General features: G+C 70.4%; 19 protein-coding genes. 8 read left to right on the top strand and 11 right to left on the bottom strand.

Annotated elements, in window-relative coordinates:
* Nucleotides 1–4: 4 nt before the first annotated feature.
* The 5 genes from ABZX61_RS43880 to ABZX61_RS43860 all read right to left on the bottom strand — a co-directional run bounded on the left by ABZX61_RS43880 (nt 5) and on the right by ABZX61_RS43860 (nt 6,243).
* On the bottom strand, nt 5–1,057 hold the full coding sequence (locus tag ABZX61_RS43880) for a DUF4037 domain-containing protein (RefSeq protein WP_355203975.1): 1,053 nt from the start codon (nt 1,055–1,057) through the stop codon (nt 5–7).
* Nucleotides 1,058–1,147: 90 nt separating this feature from the next.
* Nucleotides 1,148–1,882 carry a GNAT family N-acetyltransferase gene (locus ABZX61_RS43875; RefSeq protein WP_355203421.1) on the bottom strand — a complete coding sequence of 245 codons (735 nt, stop codon included), beginning with the start codon at nt 1,880–1,882 and terminating at the stop codon, nt 1,148–1,150.
* A 6-nt stretch (nt 1,883–1,888) separates the two neighbouring features.
* A complete protein-coding gene (gene purB / locus ABZX61_RS43870; protein ID WP_350736453.1) occupies nt 1,889–3,319 on the bottom strand; it encodes an adenylosuccinate lyase in 1,431 nt (476 codons plus the stop codon).
* A gap of 72 nt (nt 3,320–3,391) precedes the next feature.
* Nucleotides 3,392–5,785 carry an excinuclease ABC subunit UvrA gene (locus tag ABZX61_RS43865; protein WP_355203418.1) on the bottom strand — a complete coding sequence of 798 codons (2,394 nt, stop codon included), beginning with the start codon at nt 5,783–5,785 and terminating at the stop codon, nt 3,392–3,394.
* Nucleotides 5,786–5,886: 101 nt separating this feature from the next.
* Nucleotides 5,887–6,243 carry a VOC family protein gene (locus tag ABZX61_RS43860; RefSeq protein WP_355203415.1) on the bottom strand — a complete coding sequence of 119 codons (357 nt, stop codon included), beginning with the start codon at nt 6,241–6,243 and terminating at the stop codon, nt 5,887–5,889.
* Between the two features lie 170 nt (nt 6,244–6,413).
* On the opposite strand from ABZX61_RS43860, the gene ABZX61_RS43855 reads away from it, so the two are divergent.
* From ABZX61_RS43855 to ABZX61_RS43840, 4 genes are all read left to right on the top strand, one after another.
* Entirely contained in the window at nt 6,414–6,788 is a 375-nt protein-coding gene (locus ABZX61_RS43855) for a helix-turn-helix transcriptional regulator (RefSeq protein ID WP_350736641.1), read from the top strand.
* 10 nt (nt 6,789–6,798) lie between these two features.
* Nucleotides 6,799–7,215 (top strand): VOC family protein, encoded by a 417-nt coding sequence (locus ABZX61_RS43850; protein ID WP_350736462.1) that lies wholly within the window; start codon nt 6,799–6,801, stop codon nt 7,213–7,215.
* A 123-nt stretch (nt 7,216–7,338) separates the two neighbouring features.
* Nucleotides 7,339–8,367 carry a methyltransferase gene (locus ABZX61_RS43845; protein ID WP_355203412.1) on the top strand — a complete coding sequence of 343 codons (1,029 nt, stop codon included), beginning with the start codon at nt 7,339–7,341 and terminating at the stop codon, nt 8,365–8,367.
* Nucleotides 8,349–8,504 (top strand): hypothetical protein, encoded by a 156-nt coding sequence (locus ABZX61_RS43840; RefSeq protein WP_355203410.1) that lies wholly within the window; start codon nt 8,349–8,351, stop codon nt 8,502–8,504. Before ABZX61_RS43845 ends, ABZX61_RS43840 begins: the two co-directional genes overlap by 19 nt.
* 40 nt (nt 8,505–8,544) lie before the next feature.
* On the opposite strand, the gene ABZX61_RS43835 is transcribed toward ABZX61_RS43840, so the two are convergent.
* From ABZX61_RS43835 to ABZX61_RS43825, 3 genes are all read right to left on the bottom strand, one after another.
* Nucleotides 8,545–9,108 carry a dihydrofolate reductase family protein gene (locus ABZX61_RS43835; RefSeq protein WP_355203407.1) on the bottom strand — a complete coding sequence of 188 codons (564 nt, stop codon included), beginning with the start codon at nt 9,106–9,108 and terminating at the stop codon, nt 8,545–8,547.
* A gap of 103 nt (nt 9,109–9,211) precedes the next feature.
* Complete coding sequence (locus ABZX61_RS43830) at nt 9,212–9,304, bottom strand: cytochrome ubiquinol oxidase subunit I (RefSeq protein ID WP_355203404.1); 93 nt, start codon at nt 9,302–9,304, stop codon at nt 9,212–9,214.
* Nucleotides 9,301–9,462 carry a cytochrome ubiquinol oxidase subunit I gene (locus ABZX61_RS43825; protein ID WP_355203401.1) on the bottom strand — a complete coding sequence of 54 codons (162 nt, stop codon included), beginning with the start codon at nt 9,460–9,462 and terminating at the stop codon, nt 9,301–9,303. Before ABZX61_RS43825 ends, ABZX61_RS43830 begins: the two co-directional genes overlap by 4 nt.
* A 447-nt stretch (nt 9,463–9,909) precedes the next feature.
* On the opposite strand from ABZX61_RS43825, the gene ABZX61_RS43820 reads away from it, so the two are divergent.
* From ABZX61_RS43820 to ABZX61_RS43810, 3 genes are all read left to right on the top strand, one after another.
* The gene (locus ABZX61_RS43820; protein ID WP_355203398.1) at nt 9,910–10,350 is read left to right on the top strand and encodes a nuclear transport factor 2 family protein; all 441 of its coding nucleotides are present in this window, start codon (nt 9,910–9,912) and stop codon (nt 10,348–10,350) included.
* A gap of 62 nt (nt 10,351–10,412) precedes the next feature.
* Complete coding sequence (locus ABZX61_RS43815; RefSeq protein ID WP_355203395.1) at nt 10,413–10,976, top strand: YceI family protein; 564 nt, start codon at nt 10,413–10,415, stop codon at nt 10,974–10,976.
* Nucleotides 10,977–11,094: 118 nt separating this feature from the next.
* On the top strand, nt 11,095–12,342 hold the full coding sequence (locus ABZX61_RS43810; protein WP_355203392.1) for an FAD-dependent oxidoreductase: 1,248 nt from the start codon (nt 11,095–11,097) through the stop codon (nt 12,340–12,342).
* 188 nt (nt 12,343–12,530) lie between these two features.
* Here the strand turns inward: ABZX61_RS43810 and ABZX61_RS43805 are convergent, their stop codons facing one another.
* A complete protein-coding gene (locus tag ABZX61_RS43805) occupies nt 12,531–13,427 on the bottom strand; it encodes a LysR substrate-binding domain-containing protein (protein WP_355203389.1) in 897 nt (298 codons plus the stop codon).
* Nucleotides 13,428–13,878: 451 nt separating this feature from the next.
* A complete protein-coding gene (locus ABZX61_RS43800; RefSeq protein WP_350736484.1) occupies nt 13,879–14,700 on the bottom strand; it encodes a helix-turn-helix transcriptional regulator in 822 nt (273 codons plus the stop codon).
* 100 nt (nt 14,701–14,800) lie between these two features.
* Between ABZX61_RS43800 and ABZX61_RS43795 the strand changes: the two genes are divergently transcribed.
* Nucleotides 14,801–15,778, top strand: coding sequence for an NmrA/HSCARG family protein (locus tag ABZX61_RS43795; protein WP_355203385.1), 978 nt, complete (start codon nt 14,801–14,803; stop codon nt 15,776–15,778).
* Nucleotides 15,779–15,794: 16 nt separating this feature from the next.
* Here ABZX61_RS43795 and ABZX61_RS43790 read toward each other — a convergent pair whose 3' ends face one another.
* The gene (locus ABZX61_RS43790) at nt 15,795–16,106 is read right to left on the bottom strand and encodes a hypothetical protein (RefSeq protein WP_355203382.1); all 312 of its coding nucleotides are present in this window, start codon (nt 16,104–16,106) and stop codon (nt 15,795–15,797) included.
* Nucleotides 16,107–16,143: the final 37 nt, after the last annotated feature.

The following is a 16,143-nucleotide window of genomic DNA, read 5'->3' as shown; positions in this document are numbered from 1 at the left end:
ATCACTAACCTTGGAGGCCGAGAACCGCCGCCGTCATCGCCCGCGCCCGCCCCGGCGCCGTCAGCAGGTCCGTCGAATCCGACAGCTGATCCACGCACCCCACCAGGGGCAACCCCCTGATCACCGGGTCCGACACCGACTCCAGCAGCGCCTGCGCGAACCGGTCCCCGCCGATCACCTCGAACGGCCGGTCGAAGAACCCCCGTACCCGCTCATCCAGCCGCTCGGCCAGCCCCACCCGGTTCTGCAGCGCCGCCACCCGCGCGTACGCCCCCGACAGCCCCTCCTGCCGCTCCCGCCAGGAGCGCGCCGCCACCGCCGCCCCCAGGCACTCCCCCAGCTCCGTCGAGCCCGGCATGCGCGCCAGCGCGCTGCCGAGCCATTTCGCGTACGGCGGGTAGCGCCGCCGCAACAGCAGCGCCAGCCGCATCACCTCCCGCGCCAGCCGCGCCCCCACCACGGCCGAGCCCAGCTCATCGCCCACCTCGCCACATCGGCCCGGGAACGGCTCCTCCTGCGCGATCCGCCGCCACTGACACGCCAGCACATACCGCCACACATCCTCGGGATACCAGCGCAACGCCGCCCGGGCCGTCTCCAGCCCGCCCCCGGGAACGGCGGCCTCCAGCCCGTCGTGGAACACCTCGCCCCGCGTCACCTCGGCCAGGCTCTGCCACGGCGCCGACAACCAGTCCAGCAGCGACACCCCCTCACGCGGATCGAAACCCAGCCGCTCCACCAGCCACGACCCCAGCTCCGTCACCGCCACCCCGGGCTGCACGCTGCCGTGATAGCCGAACACGGTCGGAAACCCGCCGAACCGCTCCGGCAGGCCCGCCACCACCTTCGCCTGCACCTCGGGCGCCATCCCGGGCGCCACGAAAACCAGCACCCGCGGCCCCCAGTCATGATCGGCCGAGCGGGCCGTGTCGAACTCCAGCACCTCCGACCCCGGCCCGATCAACGCCGCACTGTGCGCGACCCCGGACACCAAAGGCGCCACCACCTCGCCGTAGAAGGCGCGGGACAACTCGATACCTGGTACAAAATCGGACATCACGCCGTCAACTCTGCCCCAGCGCCGCCCGAACCTCACCCGATTTTCCCGGCGCCCGCCCTGGAGTCAGCCGGGGGGTCAGCCAGGGAGTCAGCCGGCCACGTGAGAGGCCATCACCCGCCGGCGCCGGTAGCCGATCCGCTCATAGATCGTGACGGCCGCCACGTTGCCGTCGTCGACCATCAGCGCCGCCCGCCCGTAGGCGGCCAGCAACTCCGCCGACGCCCACCGGCACACCCGATCGGCCAGCCCACGCCCCCGCAGGCCCGCCTTCGTCGCCACCCCGGCCAGCAGCCCCACGCTGGGCGCCGGCCAGGCATCGGCCGCCACCGCCGCCAGCTCGCCGCCGACGCGCACCCCGGCCCACCGCCGCACCCCGGCGATGCCGGGCACCGCGTAGGAGTCGGGCGCATCAGCCGCCAGCAGCGCCGCGACCTCGTCCTCGGCCTCCGGCTCCAGCCAGCCCACCCCGCCGGGAGCGGGGCCGTCCAGCGCCGGCAGGCTCATCCAGGAGAACGTCCCGGACTCGCGCAGGCCGTCGAGCTTGGCCGTCACCTCGCGTACCAGCTCCAGCTCCCCGAACGGCCGGTAGGAGGGCCCCAGCTCGGCCAGCGCGTACCCGACCAGCTCCACCGCGTCCGAGGCCGGACCCCACACGCCCAGCCGGTCGCGGCGCGAGGCCCCTGGGCCGGCGGCCACCACCGCCCCGCCCAGCGCCCACGCCCGCGCGCCGCCGCGCAGCCCCTGCGCCACCCACACCAGCAGGTCGTCGTCACCGCACGCGGCGCGCACCTCGGCGTCGTCGCGTAACTCCCGTATCGCCACAGCTCGTTACAGGATGGCGCCGGGCCGGTAGGCCGCCGCCTCCGGGTGCGCCGTCACGACCTCGCCCACCTGCCGGGCGACGGCCTCCACCTGATCGGCGGCCGCGCCGGTGAACGACACCTGGTCGGCCAGCAGCGCCTCCAAGTGGGCCCGGTCCAGCGGGAAGCGGGTGTCGGCCGCCAGCTGGTCGAGCAGCTCGTTGCCGGCGCCGCGCGAGCGCATCGCCAGCGCCGCCCCGACCGCGTGCTCCTTGATCACCTCGTGCGCGCTCTCCCGGCCCACCCCGGCCCGCACCGCCGCCATGAGCATCTTCGTCGTGGCCAGGAACGGCAGGTAGCGGTCCAGCTCGGCGGCGATGACCGCCGGGAAGGCGCCGAACTCGTCCAGCACCGTCAACATCGTCTCCACCAGCCCGTCGAAGGCGAAGAACGCATCCGGCAGCGCCACCCGGCGCACCACCGAGCACGACACGTCACCCTCGTTCCACTGGTCGCCCGCCAGCTCGCCCGCCATCGAGGCGTACCCCCGCAGCACCACGGCCAGGCCGTTGACCCGCTCGCAGGAGCGGGTGTTCATCTTGTGGGGCATCGCCGACGAGCCGACCTGCCCCTCCTTGAACCCCTCGGTGACCAGCTCGTGCCCGGCCATCAGCCGGATCGTCTTGGCCAGCGACGACGGCGCCGCCGCCAGCTGCACCAGCGCCGTCACCACCTCGAAGTCCAGCGAACGCGGATAAACCTGCCCCACGCTGGTGAAGCGGTGCGCGAACCCCAGGTGCGCGGCCACCTTCTCCTCCAGCTCGGCCAGCTTGCCCAGATCGCCGCCCAGAAGATCGAGCATGTCCTGCGCGGTGCCCACCGGCCCCTTGATCCCGCGCAGCGGGTAGCGGCCGATCAGCTCCTCCAGCCGCCGGTAGGCCACCAGCAGTTCGTCGGCCGCCGACGCGAAACGCTTGCCCAGCGTGGTCGCCTGCGCCGCCACGTTGTGCGAGCGCCCGGCGACCACCGTGGCCTTGTGCTCCTCGGCCAGCGACGCCAGGCGCCCCAGCAACGCCACCACCCGGTCGCGCACCAGCAGCAGGCTGTCACGGATCTGCAACTGCTCGACGTTCTCGGTCAGGTCACGCGAGGTCATCCCCTTGTGCACCTGCTCGTGCCCGGCCAGCGCGTTGAACTCCTCGATGCGCGCCTTCACGTCGTGCCGCGTCACCCGCTCACGCGCCGCGATCGACTCGACGTCGACCTGCTCGACCACCTTCTCGTAGTCGTCGACCGCGCCCTGCGGGACCGTCACCCCCAGCTCGGCCTGCGCCCGCAACACCGCCAGCCACAACCGCCGCTCAGCGATGATCTTGTACTCGGGGGACCACAGGCGGGCCAGGTCCGGCGAGGCATAACGCGAGGCCAGGACATTCGGGATACGCGGCTTGGACGTCACGTCGGACAAGTCTATTCACACGCCCGCGCCCGCACGGCACCAGGCCACGCGAGCGCCGCGATCACGCCCTGACTAGAAGGCGCCGACGTAGGCCGCCAGATGCTCACCGGTGAGGGTGGAGCGGGCCGCGACGAGATCGGCGGGCGTGCCCTCGAACACGATCCGGCCGCCGTCGTGACCGGCGCCCGGGCCGAGATCGATGATCCAGTCGGCGTGCGCCATGACCGCCTGGTGGTGCTCGATGACGATGACCGACTTGCCGGAGTCGACCAGCCGGTCCAGCAGGCCGAGCAACTGCTCGACGTCCGCCAGGTGCAGGCCCGTCGTCGGCTCGTCCAGGACGTACACGCCGCCCTTGTCGGCCATGCGGGTGGCCAGCTTGAGCCGCTGCCGCTCGCCGCCGGACAGCGTGGTGAGCGGCTGGCCGAGGCTCACATAGCCGAGCCCGACGTCGGCGAGCCGCCCGAGGATGGCGTGCGCGGCCGGCGTACGCGCCTCACCGGCGCCGAAGAACTCCTCGGCCTCGGCCACCGGCATCGCCAGCACCTCACTGATGTCACGGCCGCCGAGGCGGTGCTCCAGCACCGAGGCCTGGAACCGCTTGCCGTCACACTCCTCGCACACCGTGGAGACGCCCGCCATCATCGCCAGGTCGGTGAAGATGACGCCGGCGCCGTTGCAGGCGGGGCAGGCGCCCTCGGAGTTGGCGCTGAACAGCGCCGGCTTCACCCCGTTGGCCTTCGCGAACGCCTTGCGGATCGGGTCGAGCAGGCCGGTGTAGGTCGCCGGGTTGCTGCGCCGCGAGCCGCGGATCGCACCCTGGTCGATCGACACCACACCCGCGCCGGCCGGGATCGACCCGTGCACCAGCGAACTCTTGCCGGAGCCGGCGACACCGGTGACGACGGCCAGCACCCCGAGGGGGATGTCGACGTCGACCTCGCGCAGGTTGTTCGCGCTCGCGCCGCGGATCTCCAGCGTGCCGGTGGGCTTGCGCACGCTCTCCTTGAGGGCGGCCCGGTCGTCGAGGTGGCGGCCGGTGACGGTGCCGCTGGCCCGCAGCCCCTCGACGGTGCCCTCGAAGCAGACGGTGCCGCCCGCCGTACCGGCGCCGGGGCCCAGGTCGACGACGTGATCGGCGATCGCGATCGCCTCCGGCTTGTGCTCCACGACGAGCACCGTGTTGCCCTTGTCGCGCAGCCGGCGCAGCAGGTCGTTCATCCGCTGGATGTCGTGGGGGTGCAGGCCGATGGTGGGCTCGTCGAAGACGTAGGTGGTGTCGGTGAGCGAGGAGCCGAGGTGGCGGATCATCTTGACCCGCTGCGCCTCGCCGCCCGACAGCGTGCCCGCCGGCCGCTCCAGCGACAGGTAGCCCAGCCCGATCTCCACGAACGACTCCAGCGTGCGCAGCAGCATCGCCAGCAGCGGCGCCACCGACGACTCCTCGAGGCCGCGGATCCATTCGGCCAGGTCGCTGATCTGCATCGAGCACGCGTCGGCGATGTTGACGCCGTCGATCCGCGAGGAGCGGGCCGCCTCGCTGAGCCGGGTGCCGTCGCACTCGGGGCAGGTGGTGAAGGTCACCGCCCGGTCCACGAACTCCCGGATGTGCGGCTGCATCGCCTCCCGGTCCTTGGACAGGAACGACTTCTGGATCTTGGGGATCAGCCCCTCGAAGGTGAGGTTCACGCCCTCGACCTTCACCTTGGTCGGCTCCCGGTAGAGGAAGTCCTGCATCTCCTTCTTGGTGAAGTCGCGGATCGGCTTGTCCGGATCGAGCAGGCCGGACTCGGCGTAGACCCGCACGGTGAAGAAGCTGTCGGACTTCCAGCCCGGGATGGTGAACGCGCCCTCGGCCAGCGACTTGGAGTCGTCGTAGAGCTGGGTGAGGTCGATGTCGGAGACCGCGCCCCGGCCTTCGCAGCGCGTGCACATGCCGCCGGTGCGGGTGAAGGTCTGCACCTCCGTCTTCTTGGCGCCGCGCTCGACGGTGATCGCGCCGCTCGCCCGTACCGAGGGGACGTTGAAGGAGAAGGCGTTGGGTGAGCCGATGTGCGGCCGCCCGAGCCGGCTGAACAGGATGCGCAGCATCGCGTTGGCGTCGGTGGCGGTGCCGACCGTGGAGCGGGGGTCGGCGCCCATGCGCTGCTGGTCGACGATGATCGCGGTGGTCAGCCCGTCCAGCACGTCGACCTCGGGCCGCGCCAGCGTCGGCATGAAGCCCTGCACGAACGTGCTGTACGTCTCGTTGATCATCCGCTGCGACTCCGCGGCGATCGTGTTGAACACCAGCGAGCTCTTGCCCGAGCCGGAGACCCCCGTGAACACCGTCAGCCGGCGCTTCGGGATCTCGATGCTGACATCCTTGAGGTTGTTCTCGCGTGCGCCGTGCACGCGGATCAGATCGTGGCTGTCGGCAACGTGCGGCGCAGGCGACTGCGGGTCCGTCCTCGTGGCCTTGCTCATCGTCTCTCCATCTGTTGGGCAGGACCGCCTGGCTCGATCCGACCAGTTTCGAGCATTATGTCTGGTATTTGGTGTCAGTACGGTGAGCGGGAACCCCCCGCTCACTGATCCTGAAGCAGCCCCAGCACGTTGCCATCGGGGTCGGTCACGGTGGCCACCAGACGGCCGCCGCCGACGTCGCGCACGGGGTCCTTCACGGTGGCACCGGCAGCGGTCACCTCGGCCAGCTTCGCCTCGATGTCCAGCACGTGCCAGTAGGCCACCGGCGAGGTCATCGCCTGCGGTCCACCGGCCGGCACCAGCCCGATGTGCTGGCCCGCGGCCTCGAAACCGACGTAGTAGGGCCCGTCGGCCACCGGCTCGACGCCCAGCAGGGCCGCGTACACCACCTTGGCCTTCGCCAGGTCCGCCACCGGGTGCAGCACCGTCTTGATCCCCTGGGTGGAAGAGTCGCTCATGGTTCACTCCTGTTCGAAAAGGTGAGGTCTGTGCTGGTCACGCTAGCCGCACCCTACCGATGCGCGCTTCTCCATTCCTGACCGGTCGCGCCCGGATCCTGTGAGAAACTGACCAGGTGAGACGGCAGGACCTCGACGATCTCGTCCGGCTGCGGCGGGCCCGCGACCGGATGGACCGCGACTACGCCGAGCCCCTCGACGTCCCGGCACTGGCGCGTGACGCCCTGATGTCGTCGGGCCACTTCTCCCGCAGCTTCCGCGCCGCCTTCGGCGAGACGCCCTACAGCTACCTGATGACCCGCCGCATCGAGCGCGCCAAAGCACTGCTGCGGCGCGGCGACCTCTCCGTCACCGAGGTCTGCTTCGCGGTCGGCTGTACGTCACTCGGGTCGTTCAGCACCCGATTCACCCAGCTGGTCGGCGAGAGCCCCAGCGCCTACCGGGCCCGCGACCACGACCACGCCGCCGACATCCCCGCCTGCATGGCCAAGATCTACACGCGACCGGTCAGGAACGGAGAAGCGGGCCCCTCCGCCCGCCCATAGGCTGAAGCGCATGGACATCAAGCTCTCCACCTGCTTCATCGCCGTCGACGACCACGACAAGGCCCTCGCCTTCTACCGCGACGTCCTCGGTCTGGAGGTACGTAACGACGTCGGATACGAGGGAATGCGCTGGGTGACCATCGGGTCACCCTCCCAGCCGGACGTGGACATCGTCCTCGAACCACCACTCGCCGACCCCAACGCCTCACCGGCCGACAAGCAAGCCATGGCCGAGCTGATGGCCAAAGGCCTGCTGCGCGGCATCATCTTCACCACGGACGACTGCGACGCCACCTTCGAGCGCATCAGCGCCGCGGGCGGCGAGGTGCTGCAGGAGCCGATGGACCAGTTCTACGGCGTCCGCGACTGCGCCTTCCGCGACCCCGCCGGCAACATGCTGCGCTTCAACCAGACCCTCGCCAAGTAAGCCCCGCGGAGCAGCACAGCCGCCCCATGTCGGGGCTTTGGGGGTTGCTCTTGCGCGGTCGGTTGTCCACAGCCCCATGCCCTTTACAATGTAGATTCGTAAGCTGGGGCGCATGATAAGTGCATGACGAGCGACGACACCCCCCTGGACGGGGCCGCCGCATGGCGGGCCCTGACGCCGCTGATGGACCTGATGACCCCGATGGCACTCCGGGTGGCCGTGACCCTGCGGCTGCCCGACCTGGTGGACGAGCACGGCTCCGACCTCGACGACCTGGCCGCCCGCGCCGGCGCCGACCCCGACGCGCTGGGCCGGGTGCTGCGTCACCTCGTCGGCCGCGGCGTGTTCACCGAGCCCCGGCCCGGCACGTTCGCGGTGAACGCGACCGCCGCCCTGCTGCGCCGCGACCACCCGTCCGCGGCGTGGCGGTGGCTCGACCTGGACGGGTTCGGCGGCCGGATGGACCTGGCCTTCACCGGCCTGCAGGACACGGTGCGGACCGGCCTGCCGGCCTGGCCGGCGGTGTTCGGGGCGCCGTTCTGGGACCACCTCGACGCCGATCCCGAGCTGAGCGCGTCCTTCGACGCGACGATGGCGGTCAACGCCGCGGGCCGCGAGCTGGCGGAGGGCTACGACTGGCCGGCGCTGGGCCGGGTGGCCGACGTCGGCGGCGGCACCGGCAGGCTGCTGGCCGAACTGCTGCTGCGCCACGACGGCCTGCGCGGTCTGCTGATCGACCTGCCGGACACCGTCTCACGCGGGCAGCGCTACCTGGCCGAGCACGGACTGGCGGACCGGTGCGAGACGGTCGGGCGCAGCTTCTTCGACGAACTGCCCACCGGCGCCGACGCGTACGTGCTCAACCGGGTGCTGCACGACTGGGCCGACGCCGAGGCGACCACCATCCTGCGCCGCTGCGCCGGCGCCGCGGGCCCGCACGGACGGGTGCTGATCCTCGAGTCGCCCAGCACCTCGGAGGTCGATCCGGCCATGTTCGCGGAGATGAACCTGCGGATGCTGGTCCTGACCGGCGGCCGGGAACGGACCCTCGACGACTACCGGACGCTGGCCGCGACCGCCGAACTGCGGGTCGCCGCCGTGCACGACATCCCACCGTGGCACACCGTCATCGAGTGCGTCCCCGCCACCTGACGATCCTCGCGCGCGGCCCGGAATTGTCGGTGGCCTGTGCCAGAGTGGACGCCATGCTCGCGATCACGGTGCAGACCGAGAACGGACAGCGGCACATCCGGGCCACCGCGCAGGAGCTTGCCGACCTCGTCGGTTAGGCCGGCGCGGAAGCCGCCGGGCCCGTTGGCGGCGGCGGGTTCAGGCGCGCTTCGGTTCGTAGTGCAACGCGGTGATCCCGCAGTCGAACGGCCGGGCCGCGACCAGGCGCAGCCACTTGTAGTCGCCGGCGTCGCCGAACACCGGCATCCCGGAGCCGATGGCCACCGGGTTGACGAACAGGTGGAGCTCGTCGAGCAGCCCCTGGGCGATCAGGCTCGACACGAGCGTGCCACCACCATAGGCGATCATGTCGCCGCCCGGCCGGGCCTTGAGCCCGTTGACGATCTCGGCGAGGTCACCACCCGCGACCACGGCGTTCTCCCACGGCGACTCGGTGAGGGTGTTGGAGATGACGACCTTGGGCGTGTCGTTCATCTTGTCGATGGACTTCTGGTCCTCACCCTCGGGCCCGGCCGCCCACGCCGGGATGAACCCCTCGGCGAGCCTGCGGCCCAGCACGATGCAGTCGACGGGGTCGGTGAGCGCGCCGATGTAGGCGTTGATGTCGTCGGTCCACGGGAAGTTCAGCCAGTCCATCTCGCCCTTCGGGCCGGCCATGTAACCGTCGACGGTCATCTGGACCTGGAGTTTGAACGTGCGCACGAGGTGCTTCCTTCCGGGCCGAGGGGTGGTGATCCAGAGCGTAGCGGCGCGCCCGTACGACCCGCCGGCTATCTGGGCTGGAAGAGCGCTCCGGCCGAGCGCTTCAGCTGAGCCCGAACTGGAACTCCATGACGATGCCGGTGGCGATGCCGACGGCGTGGTCGAGGAGGTAGAGCTGGCCCCAGAAGCGCGTCATGCGCTGCGTACGGCCGCTTTGGCGAGATCTCGGGTGAACGTGGCCCAGGTGTGCATGATCGCCACGATGGGGACCAGGCCCATCGTGAGGATCACGAACAGCCAGTGGATGCCGGTGGTGGCCGCGAAGTGGAGTCGGGCCAGATCCGCAGCGCTCATGGTGCGTGCGGCCTTCCTGGTGCAGTGGCGTGATGTGGGCGCCATTGCGACCGTAGAGGATAGGCGCTTATGCCGTCAAAGACCGGCTTTGCCATGAACAGATAACTCGAAATGCATAGTCCCTCGCTGAGGGCCCCCATCCAGCTCGCCACCCCGCATTGGCTCGCCCAAGGGGCGTTCGACGCAGAAGAGCTTGAGCTTGCCCGTGTCGTCAGCAGAGGGCCAGGCCGCTGCGATCGAACGGAGGCGCGCCCGGCTCGCCCTCTCCAGCCCAGCGGCGGTACGGCCAGGCGATGCGAAGCGCATCGCGGCCCGGCAGCACTCCATCATGGCACCCGGAGCATAACGCCATAGCAATATTAATCTTAGACAAGATAACTCCAGAGCCATAGCGTCGGAGGTGTGAGAAGCCAAGATTCCGCCGCAAAGGGAAGGGCTGGGGTAGCGATGCCCACGCAACGCGAGGTAGATGAAGCCAAGATCCGCCAGCTGGTCGGCAAGATCGTCGAAGGGCTCCAAGGCAAGGATCTCGAGGGTCTGAAGCGGCTTTACGCAACGGACATCGTGTCCTTCGACATCGAGCCGCCGCTCCAGCATGTGGGGATCGAGGCGAAGCTCAAGAACTGGGCGCCCGTGTTTACGTTCTTCGAGCGTGTGACTTATGAGGTTCGCGACCTGGCGCTCACTGTGGGCGATGATGTGGCGTTCGGGCACGCGTTCGCTCGTCTCAGCGGCACGCTGAAGAACGGGACGGCGACGAGCGGTATGTGGGTCAGGGTCACCTACTGCCTCCAGAAGATCGACGGCACCTGGTTGATCGTGCACGACCAGGTCTCGGTGCCGCTCGACATCTCCAGCGGCAAAGGCGTTGTCGATCTCGAGCCCTGATCCTGCCGCCCCACTCCCCCCTGCGCCGCGTCACCGCGGCACCCCATCCATGGAGGAAAGCCATGATCCCCGTCCCCGCGACCGTCGAGATCCCGGGTTATCTGGTCGGCACCTGGAAAGCCGACCCGGTGCACTCCGAGATCGCTTTCACCGTCCGTCATCTCATGATCAGCAAGACGCGTGGCCGGTTCACCACCTACGACGTCACGATCGTCACGAGCGAGGACCTGCTGGGCTCGTCGGTGGCCGCGACGATCGACCTTGCGTCCATCGACACCGGCCACGAAATGCGTGACAACCACCTGCGCACCGCCGACTATCTCGAGATCGACAAGTACCCGACGATGAGCTACCGCTCGACCGGCATCCGCCAGACCCGCGACGGTTGGGCCATCGACGGTGAGCTGACGTTGCACGGCGTCACGCGGCAGGTACCGCTGGCCGTCGAGGTGAACGGGTTCGGCTCGGACCAGTGGGGTGCACAGCGGGCCGGCTTCTCCGCGACCGCGGAGATCAACCGGCGCGACTTCGGCATTGACATCAGTACCCCGATGGAAGCCGGTGGCGTCGTGGTCGGCGACAAGGTGTCGATCAGCCTCGAGGTCCAGGCCGTTCTCCAGAAGTGACCCGGCCCGGACGGCCCCCAACCACCGATCGTGTGGTGTCCCGATTCCGCGGTTCGACCGAGTGGGATCGGGACGCCCCCCTGTGGTTCAGCGCCTCGTCGAGCTTTGGAGGATTGCCATGAGCACTGATCCCGGCATCGTCATCATCGGAGCGAGCCTGTCCGGCGCGAAGGCCGCCCAGGCCCTGCGGCTCGACCACGGCTACGACGGGCCGATCACCCTCGTCGGCGACGAACCCCACCTGCCGTACCAACGCCCTGCCCTGTCCAAGGGCTACCTCCTGGGCACCACGGGGCCCGCTGACCTCGACGTCCTGAAGCCGCAGTTCTACGCCGACCAGGACATCGCGCTGGCACTCGGCGCCCCCGCCACCGCCCTCGACCTGGACGCCCGGCGGGTACGGCTAGGCGACGGCACCGTGTTCCCCTTCGCCCGGGTGCTGATCGCCACCGGCGCCCGCCCGCGCCGCCTCCAGGTGCCGGGCGCCGATCTCGACGGCGTCTACTACCTGCGCAACCGCGACGACAGCGAACGCCTGGCCACGGCCCTGCGCGCGGCCGGCAATGTCGTCGTCATCGGCGCCGGCTGGCTCGGCTCCGAACTCGTGGCCGCCAGTCGTACCTTCGGCAACCACACCACCGTCATCGACCCCCTGCCCACACCGCTCTACCACGTGCTGGGCTACCGGATCGGGGGCCTCATCGCCCGCCGGCACCGCGACCATGGCGTGAACCTGCTCCTCGGCGACGGCGTCGAGGCCATCCTCGGCACGCGCTCGGTCGAAGCCGTCCAGACCATCACCGGACGGACGATCCCCGCCGACCTCGTCATCGTCGGCATCGGCGCCACCCCCAACACCGAACTCGCCCAGGCAGCGGGGCTGCACGTCGACGGCGGCATCCTCACCGACGAGCACCTGCGCACCTCGCACCCGGCCGCCGTGGCCGCCGGCGACGTCACCCGCCACCAGCACCCGCGCTACCTGAACCCCGTACGGATCGAACACTGGGACAACGCCGTGATCCACGGCACCGCCGCCGCGGCCACCATGGTCGGCAAGCCTTCGACCATCGGCCACGTCCCCTACTTCTTCTCCACCCAGTACGGTTCCACCCTCGAATACCTCGGACTCCCCACGACCTGGGACCGCATCATCACCCGCGGCGAGCACGCCACTCACGGATTCACCGCGTTCTGGCTCGACCGCCGCATCCCCGTGGCCGCCCTGACCATCGACAACCGGGGCGCCGCCGATCACCTGCGCACCCTCATCGCCACCGGGCACCCCGCCGACCCGCAACAACTCGCCGACCCCGACACCCCCTTGCTGAACCTCCTGCCGAACGCGCCGAGCCGTACCTCGTGAGACCCTTTCGTACGACAGGCCAAAGGGGCCGAATCAGGCCAGGGCGGCGCGAGTACCAGGCTGCTCTCTCGGCTGCGAGCCCCGTGGGCGGCCACCGACGGCGGAGGGCTGGTCGTCACCGCGCACCGCCCGATCGAAGCGGCGAGCGGATCACGCCTCACATCGTCGACGTCGCCGGCCGGACCCCCTTAGCGCTTCTCCTGTGGTTCGCCGGTGATCCAGTTCCAGTTGGCGATCGTGGTGCGCATCAGGCGGGCGGCGGTGGACAGGTGGCTGCCGGCGCCCCAGTACAGGGCGACCGCGCGTCGGCAGTCAGGGCTGTCGACAGGGACCCAGGCGGCCGGGACCCGCGTGGAGCCGGTCCGGGCGAAGGCGGGGACGAGACCGATGCCGAGCCCAGCGCTGATCAGGGCCGCGATGGCACTGGGCTCGTCGACCTCGCAGACGATCTTCGGGGTATGGTCTCGTGCGGCGAAGAGCCGGTCCAGGAGCCGGCGTTGCCAGTGCCCTTTGCGGGCGCTGACGAAGGGCTGGCCGGTGAGCTCGTCGATGCTCACCGACGTACGGCTCGCCAGCGGATGGCCGAGCGGCGTGGCTACACCGACCGCCTCATCGAGCAGTTGGACCGCCTCCAGGCCCTCAGCGGAAATCGGCTGGGAGGCGACGCACAGGTCAACGTCCTGGGCCCGCAGGTGACGGCCCATGTCCTCGGCCGCCATCCAGCGGAGTTCGACCTCGATGGTCGGGTGAGCTCGTTTGAAGGCCGCCAGCGGCCCGGTGAGCGTGAGGAAGGTCTCCGACGCGAGTCGTACGGTGCCCACACCCTCGCTGACGGCCTCGGCGACGGCTCGCCGCCCCGCATCCAGCTCCCCCAGGGAGCGTTCGACGTAATCGCGGAAGAGCTTGCCCGCGTCGTTCAGCCGCAGCCGGCCGCTCCGGTCGAACAGTGGTGTGCGCAGCTCGCTCTCCAGCCTGGCGATGGTACGGCTCAGCGACGGCTGGGCGACGCGAAGCTCCTCGGCCGCGCCGCTGAGGTGTTCCAGCCGCGCCACCACCAGGAACTGCCTGAGCGAGTTCAACTCCATCACGTCTCCAGGTACATAGCACTCCGGCGATATTAACCATAGTCAAGATAGCCTGTGAGCCATGGTGTCTGGATCTGTTCGCACATCGAGTGGGGAGGATCCCTCACGGGACAAGCGCCGGCTGTCTGGCACACCTGAGGCATGCGGGCGAATGCCTCAGGATCGGCGCGACATGCCACGGGTCGGATGAGACCGAAACCTGGTCGTCCTCGCGCAGAACGCGGCCTCCCCCGCGGATCTGGCCGCCACCACCTCGGCCACGGTGTCCGTCCGCGGGCTGGGCCTCTCGCTCGGCGTGGCGATCTTCGGCAACCTCCTGACCCGGCAGCTCCAGGGCCGCGCCCCGAGCCCGGAGGCGACCGCGGCGGCCATCACCGACGTCCTGTTCTGGGGCGAGCCGGCCGCGGCCGTGCTGGTGGCGCTGATGATCCTGCTGCCCTCGCCCCCGCGGTCAGGCGCTCAGCGAGTCGAGCAGCCGCAGGCGCTCGGCCGAGTCCGTCCCGGGCGCTGCGCCGAGGAAGAGGATCCGCTGGCCGGGGTCGTCGGGCACGCGCATGGTCTCCTCGTTGAGCTCCAGCGGCCCGACGAGGGGATGGTTGATCCGCCGTACCGAGTAGGTGCACTCGGCGACCCGCTGGCCGCCCCAGACGCGGGTGAAGTCGGGGCTCTTGATGCTCAGCTCGCCGATCAGCTCGGCCAGCAGAGGATCGTCCGGCATGTCGCCGGTGGCCATGCGCAGGTAGGCGGCGACCTCGCCGGCGTGCGTCTCCCAGTCGGGATACAGGTCGCGCATGGCCGGGTCGAGGAACATCCTCTTGGCCAGGTTCACCCGCTGACCGGGGTTCAGGCCGTACAGCGCGTAGCCGAGCCGGTTGCCGCCGAGCAGGTCGAAGTACCTGCCGAGGATGATCGCCGCCTGGTCGGCGACCCCCTCCACCAGCGCCACCACCGACGGACGCAGCCGCTCGGGGCCGTAGGGCCGGCGCGCCACCTGCACCTGTTCGGGACGGGCGAGCCGCACCAGGTGCATGCGCTCATCGGCGGTCAGCTGGAAGGCGTTGCCCAGCGCCTCCAGCACCGAGTCCGACATCTGATGACTCTCGCCCTGCTCCAGGCGCGTGTAGTAGTTCACGCTGATCCCGGCCAGCTGCGCCACCTCGTCGCGGCGCAGGCCCGGCACCCGGCGCGCCATGCCGTAGGTCGGCACGCCGCCGGCCTCGGGCGTCAACGCGGCACGGCGGGCGCGAAGGAACTCCCCCAGCTGCTCTCCCATGCCCCCATTGTCGCCACATCCGCCGGCCGCTCCCATCCCCTGGCATGGGTACCCAGGACAGGGGCAGGCGCCCGCGCGAGAACGCCGCCAAGGTGAAGGCATGACCGACAAGAAGATCATCGCTGTGGTCGGGGCCACCGGAGCGCAGGGCGGCGGACTGGTCCGCGCCATCCTCGCCGACCCCGACGGACCGTTCACCGTCCGCGCCCTCACCCGCGACACCGCCTCCCCGCAGGCCCGCGCCCTGGCCGAGCAGGGCGCCGAGGTCGTGTACGCCGACCTCGACGACGAGGACAGCGCGCATCACGCCTTCGCCGGGGCCTGGGGCGCGTACGTCGTGACCAACTTCTGGGCCCGGCGCACCCCCGAGCAGGAGGCCGCCCGCGATGCCGCCCGCATGGAGATCGACCAGGCGCACGCGGCCGCCCGCGCCGCCAAGGCCGCCGCGCTCAGGCACGTCGTGTGGTCCACGCTCGAGGACACCCGGCCGCACTTCGCCCACCTGGGCCGCCGGGTGCCGACGCTGCTCGGGGAGTACGCGGTGCCGCACTTCGACGCCAAGGCCGAGGCCAACGCGGCCTTCACCGGTCTCGGCGTGCCGACCACGTTCCTGCAGACCACCTTCTACTACGAGGCCTTCCTCCAGGGACAGAGCCCACACCGCGACGCGAGCGGCCGCCTCGTGCTGACCCTGCCCATGGCGGGCAACCCGATGTCCATGATCGCCGCCGAGGACATCGGCCGCACCGCGCTGGGCATCTTCCGGCGGGGCCCGGAGTTCGTCGGCCGCACCGTGAGCATCGCCGGGGAGCACGCCGACGGCAAGGAGCTCGCGGAGAAGTTCACCACGTTGCTCGGCGAGCCGGTGACCTACGCGCCGCTGACCTACGACCAGATGCGGGCCGCCGGATTCCCCGGCGCCGTCGAGATCGGCAACATGTTCGAGTTCTACTCCGAGGCGTCCGCCTACTTCACCGGCGTACGCGACCTCGGCCTGGTACGCGAGCTCAACCCCCGGCTGCGCTCCCTCGACGACTGGCTGAACGAGCACCGCGACGAGATCACGGCCGCCATCTGACGGCCGCGGCGGACGATCACACTCCGTCTCCGGGGACAGGGCGCCCCCGGAAGATCCGCCAGATCAACCACGCCTGCAGCAGACCGGCGCCGGCCAGGACCACGGTGAGCAGCACCGGGTTCGCGATCTGAGGCGGCACCAGGTCCCATCCCCACCAGATCAGCCAGCCGAGGGGGAAGGTGACGCCGATGAGCGCGACGCCGCTCAGCAGGATCGGATCCCGCACCGTCAGCAGGATCACCAGCGAGACCACGCCGAGAACCAGCACCAGAGCGGCGTAGACGACGGCGAGCACAGCCGCGACCTTGCCGTTCCTGTAACGGCGCATCCGACCACGTCCTTCACGGGAGACGACGGCGTCCATC

The sequence above is a fragment of the Nonomuraea sp. NPDC003709 genome (genome assembly GCF_040610775.1).
Taxonomy (GTDB): Bacteria; Actinomycetota; Actinomycetes; order Streptosporangiales; family Streptosporangiaceae; genus Nonomuraea; species Nonomuraea angiospora_A.
The sequence above is the reverse complement of the archived record's forward strand: the minus strand, read 5'-3'. Positions and strand labels throughout refer to the sequence as shown.

Excerpts from the sequence above, each read along its gene's own strand:
- ABZX61_RS43880 (WP_355203975.1), bottom strand. The coding sequence starts at position 1,057 with ATGTCCGATTTTGTACCAGGTATCGAGTTGTCCCGCGCCTTCTACGGC.
- ABZX61_RS43865 (WP_355203418.1), bottom strand. The coding sequence starts at position 5,785 with ATGAGCAAGGCCACGAGGACGGACCCGCAGTCGCCTGCGCCGCACGTT.
- ABZX61_RS43860 (WP_355203415.1), bottom strand. The coding sequence starts at position 6,243 with ATGAGCGACTCTTCCACCCAGGGGATCAAGACGGTGCTGCACCCGGTG.
- ABZX61_RS43855 (WP_350736641.1), top strand. The coding sequence starts at position 6,414 with ATGGACCGCGACTACGCCGAGCCCCTCGACGTCCCGGCACTGGCGCGT.
- ABZX61_RS43850 (WP_350736462.1), top strand. The coding sequence starts at position 6,799 with ATGGACATCAAGCTCTCCACCTGCTTCATCGCCGTCGACGACCACGAC.
- ABZX61_RS43845 (WP_355203412.1), top strand. The coding sequence starts at position 7,339 with ATGACGAGCGACGACACCCCCCTGGACGGGGCCGCCGCATGGCGGGCC.
- ABZX61_RS43830 (WP_355203404.1), bottom strand. The coding sequence starts at position 9,304 with ATGACGCGCTTCTGGGGCCAGCTCTACCTCCTCGACCACGCCGTCGGC.
- ABZX61_RS43825 (WP_355203401.1), bottom strand. The coding sequence starts at position 9,462 with ATGAGCGCTGCGGATCTGGCCCGACTCCACTTCGCGGCCACCACCGGC.
- ABZX61_RS43820 (WP_355203398.1), top strand. The coding sequence starts at position 9,910 with ATGCCCACGCAACGCGAGGTAGATGAAGCCAAGATCCGCCAGCTGGTC.
- ABZX61_RS43815 (WP_355203395.1), top strand. The coding sequence starts at position 10,413 with ATGATCCCCGTCCCCGCGACCGTCGAGATCCCGGGTTATCTGGTCGGC.
- ABZX61_RS43810 (WP_355203392.1), top strand. The coding sequence starts at position 11,095 with ATGAGCACTGATCCCGGCATCGTCATCATCGGAGCGAGCCTGTCCGGC.
- ABZX61_RS43805 (WP_355203389.1), bottom strand. The coding sequence starts at position 13,427 with ATGGAGTTGAACTCGCTCAGGCAGTTCCTGGTGGTGGCGCGGCTGGAA.
- ABZX61_RS43800 (WP_350736484.1), bottom strand. The coding sequence starts at position 14,700 with ATGGGAGAGCAGCTGGGGGAGTTCCTTCGCGCCCGCCGTGCCGCGTTG.
- ABZX61_RS43795 (WP_355203385.1), top strand. The coding sequence starts at position 14,801 with ATGACCGACAAGAAGATCATCGCTGTGGTCGGGGCCACCGGAGCGCAG.
- ABZX61_RS43790 (WP_355203382.1), bottom strand. The coding sequence starts at position 16,106 with ATGCGCCGTTACAGGAACGGCAAGGTCGCGGCTGTGCTCGCCGTCGTC.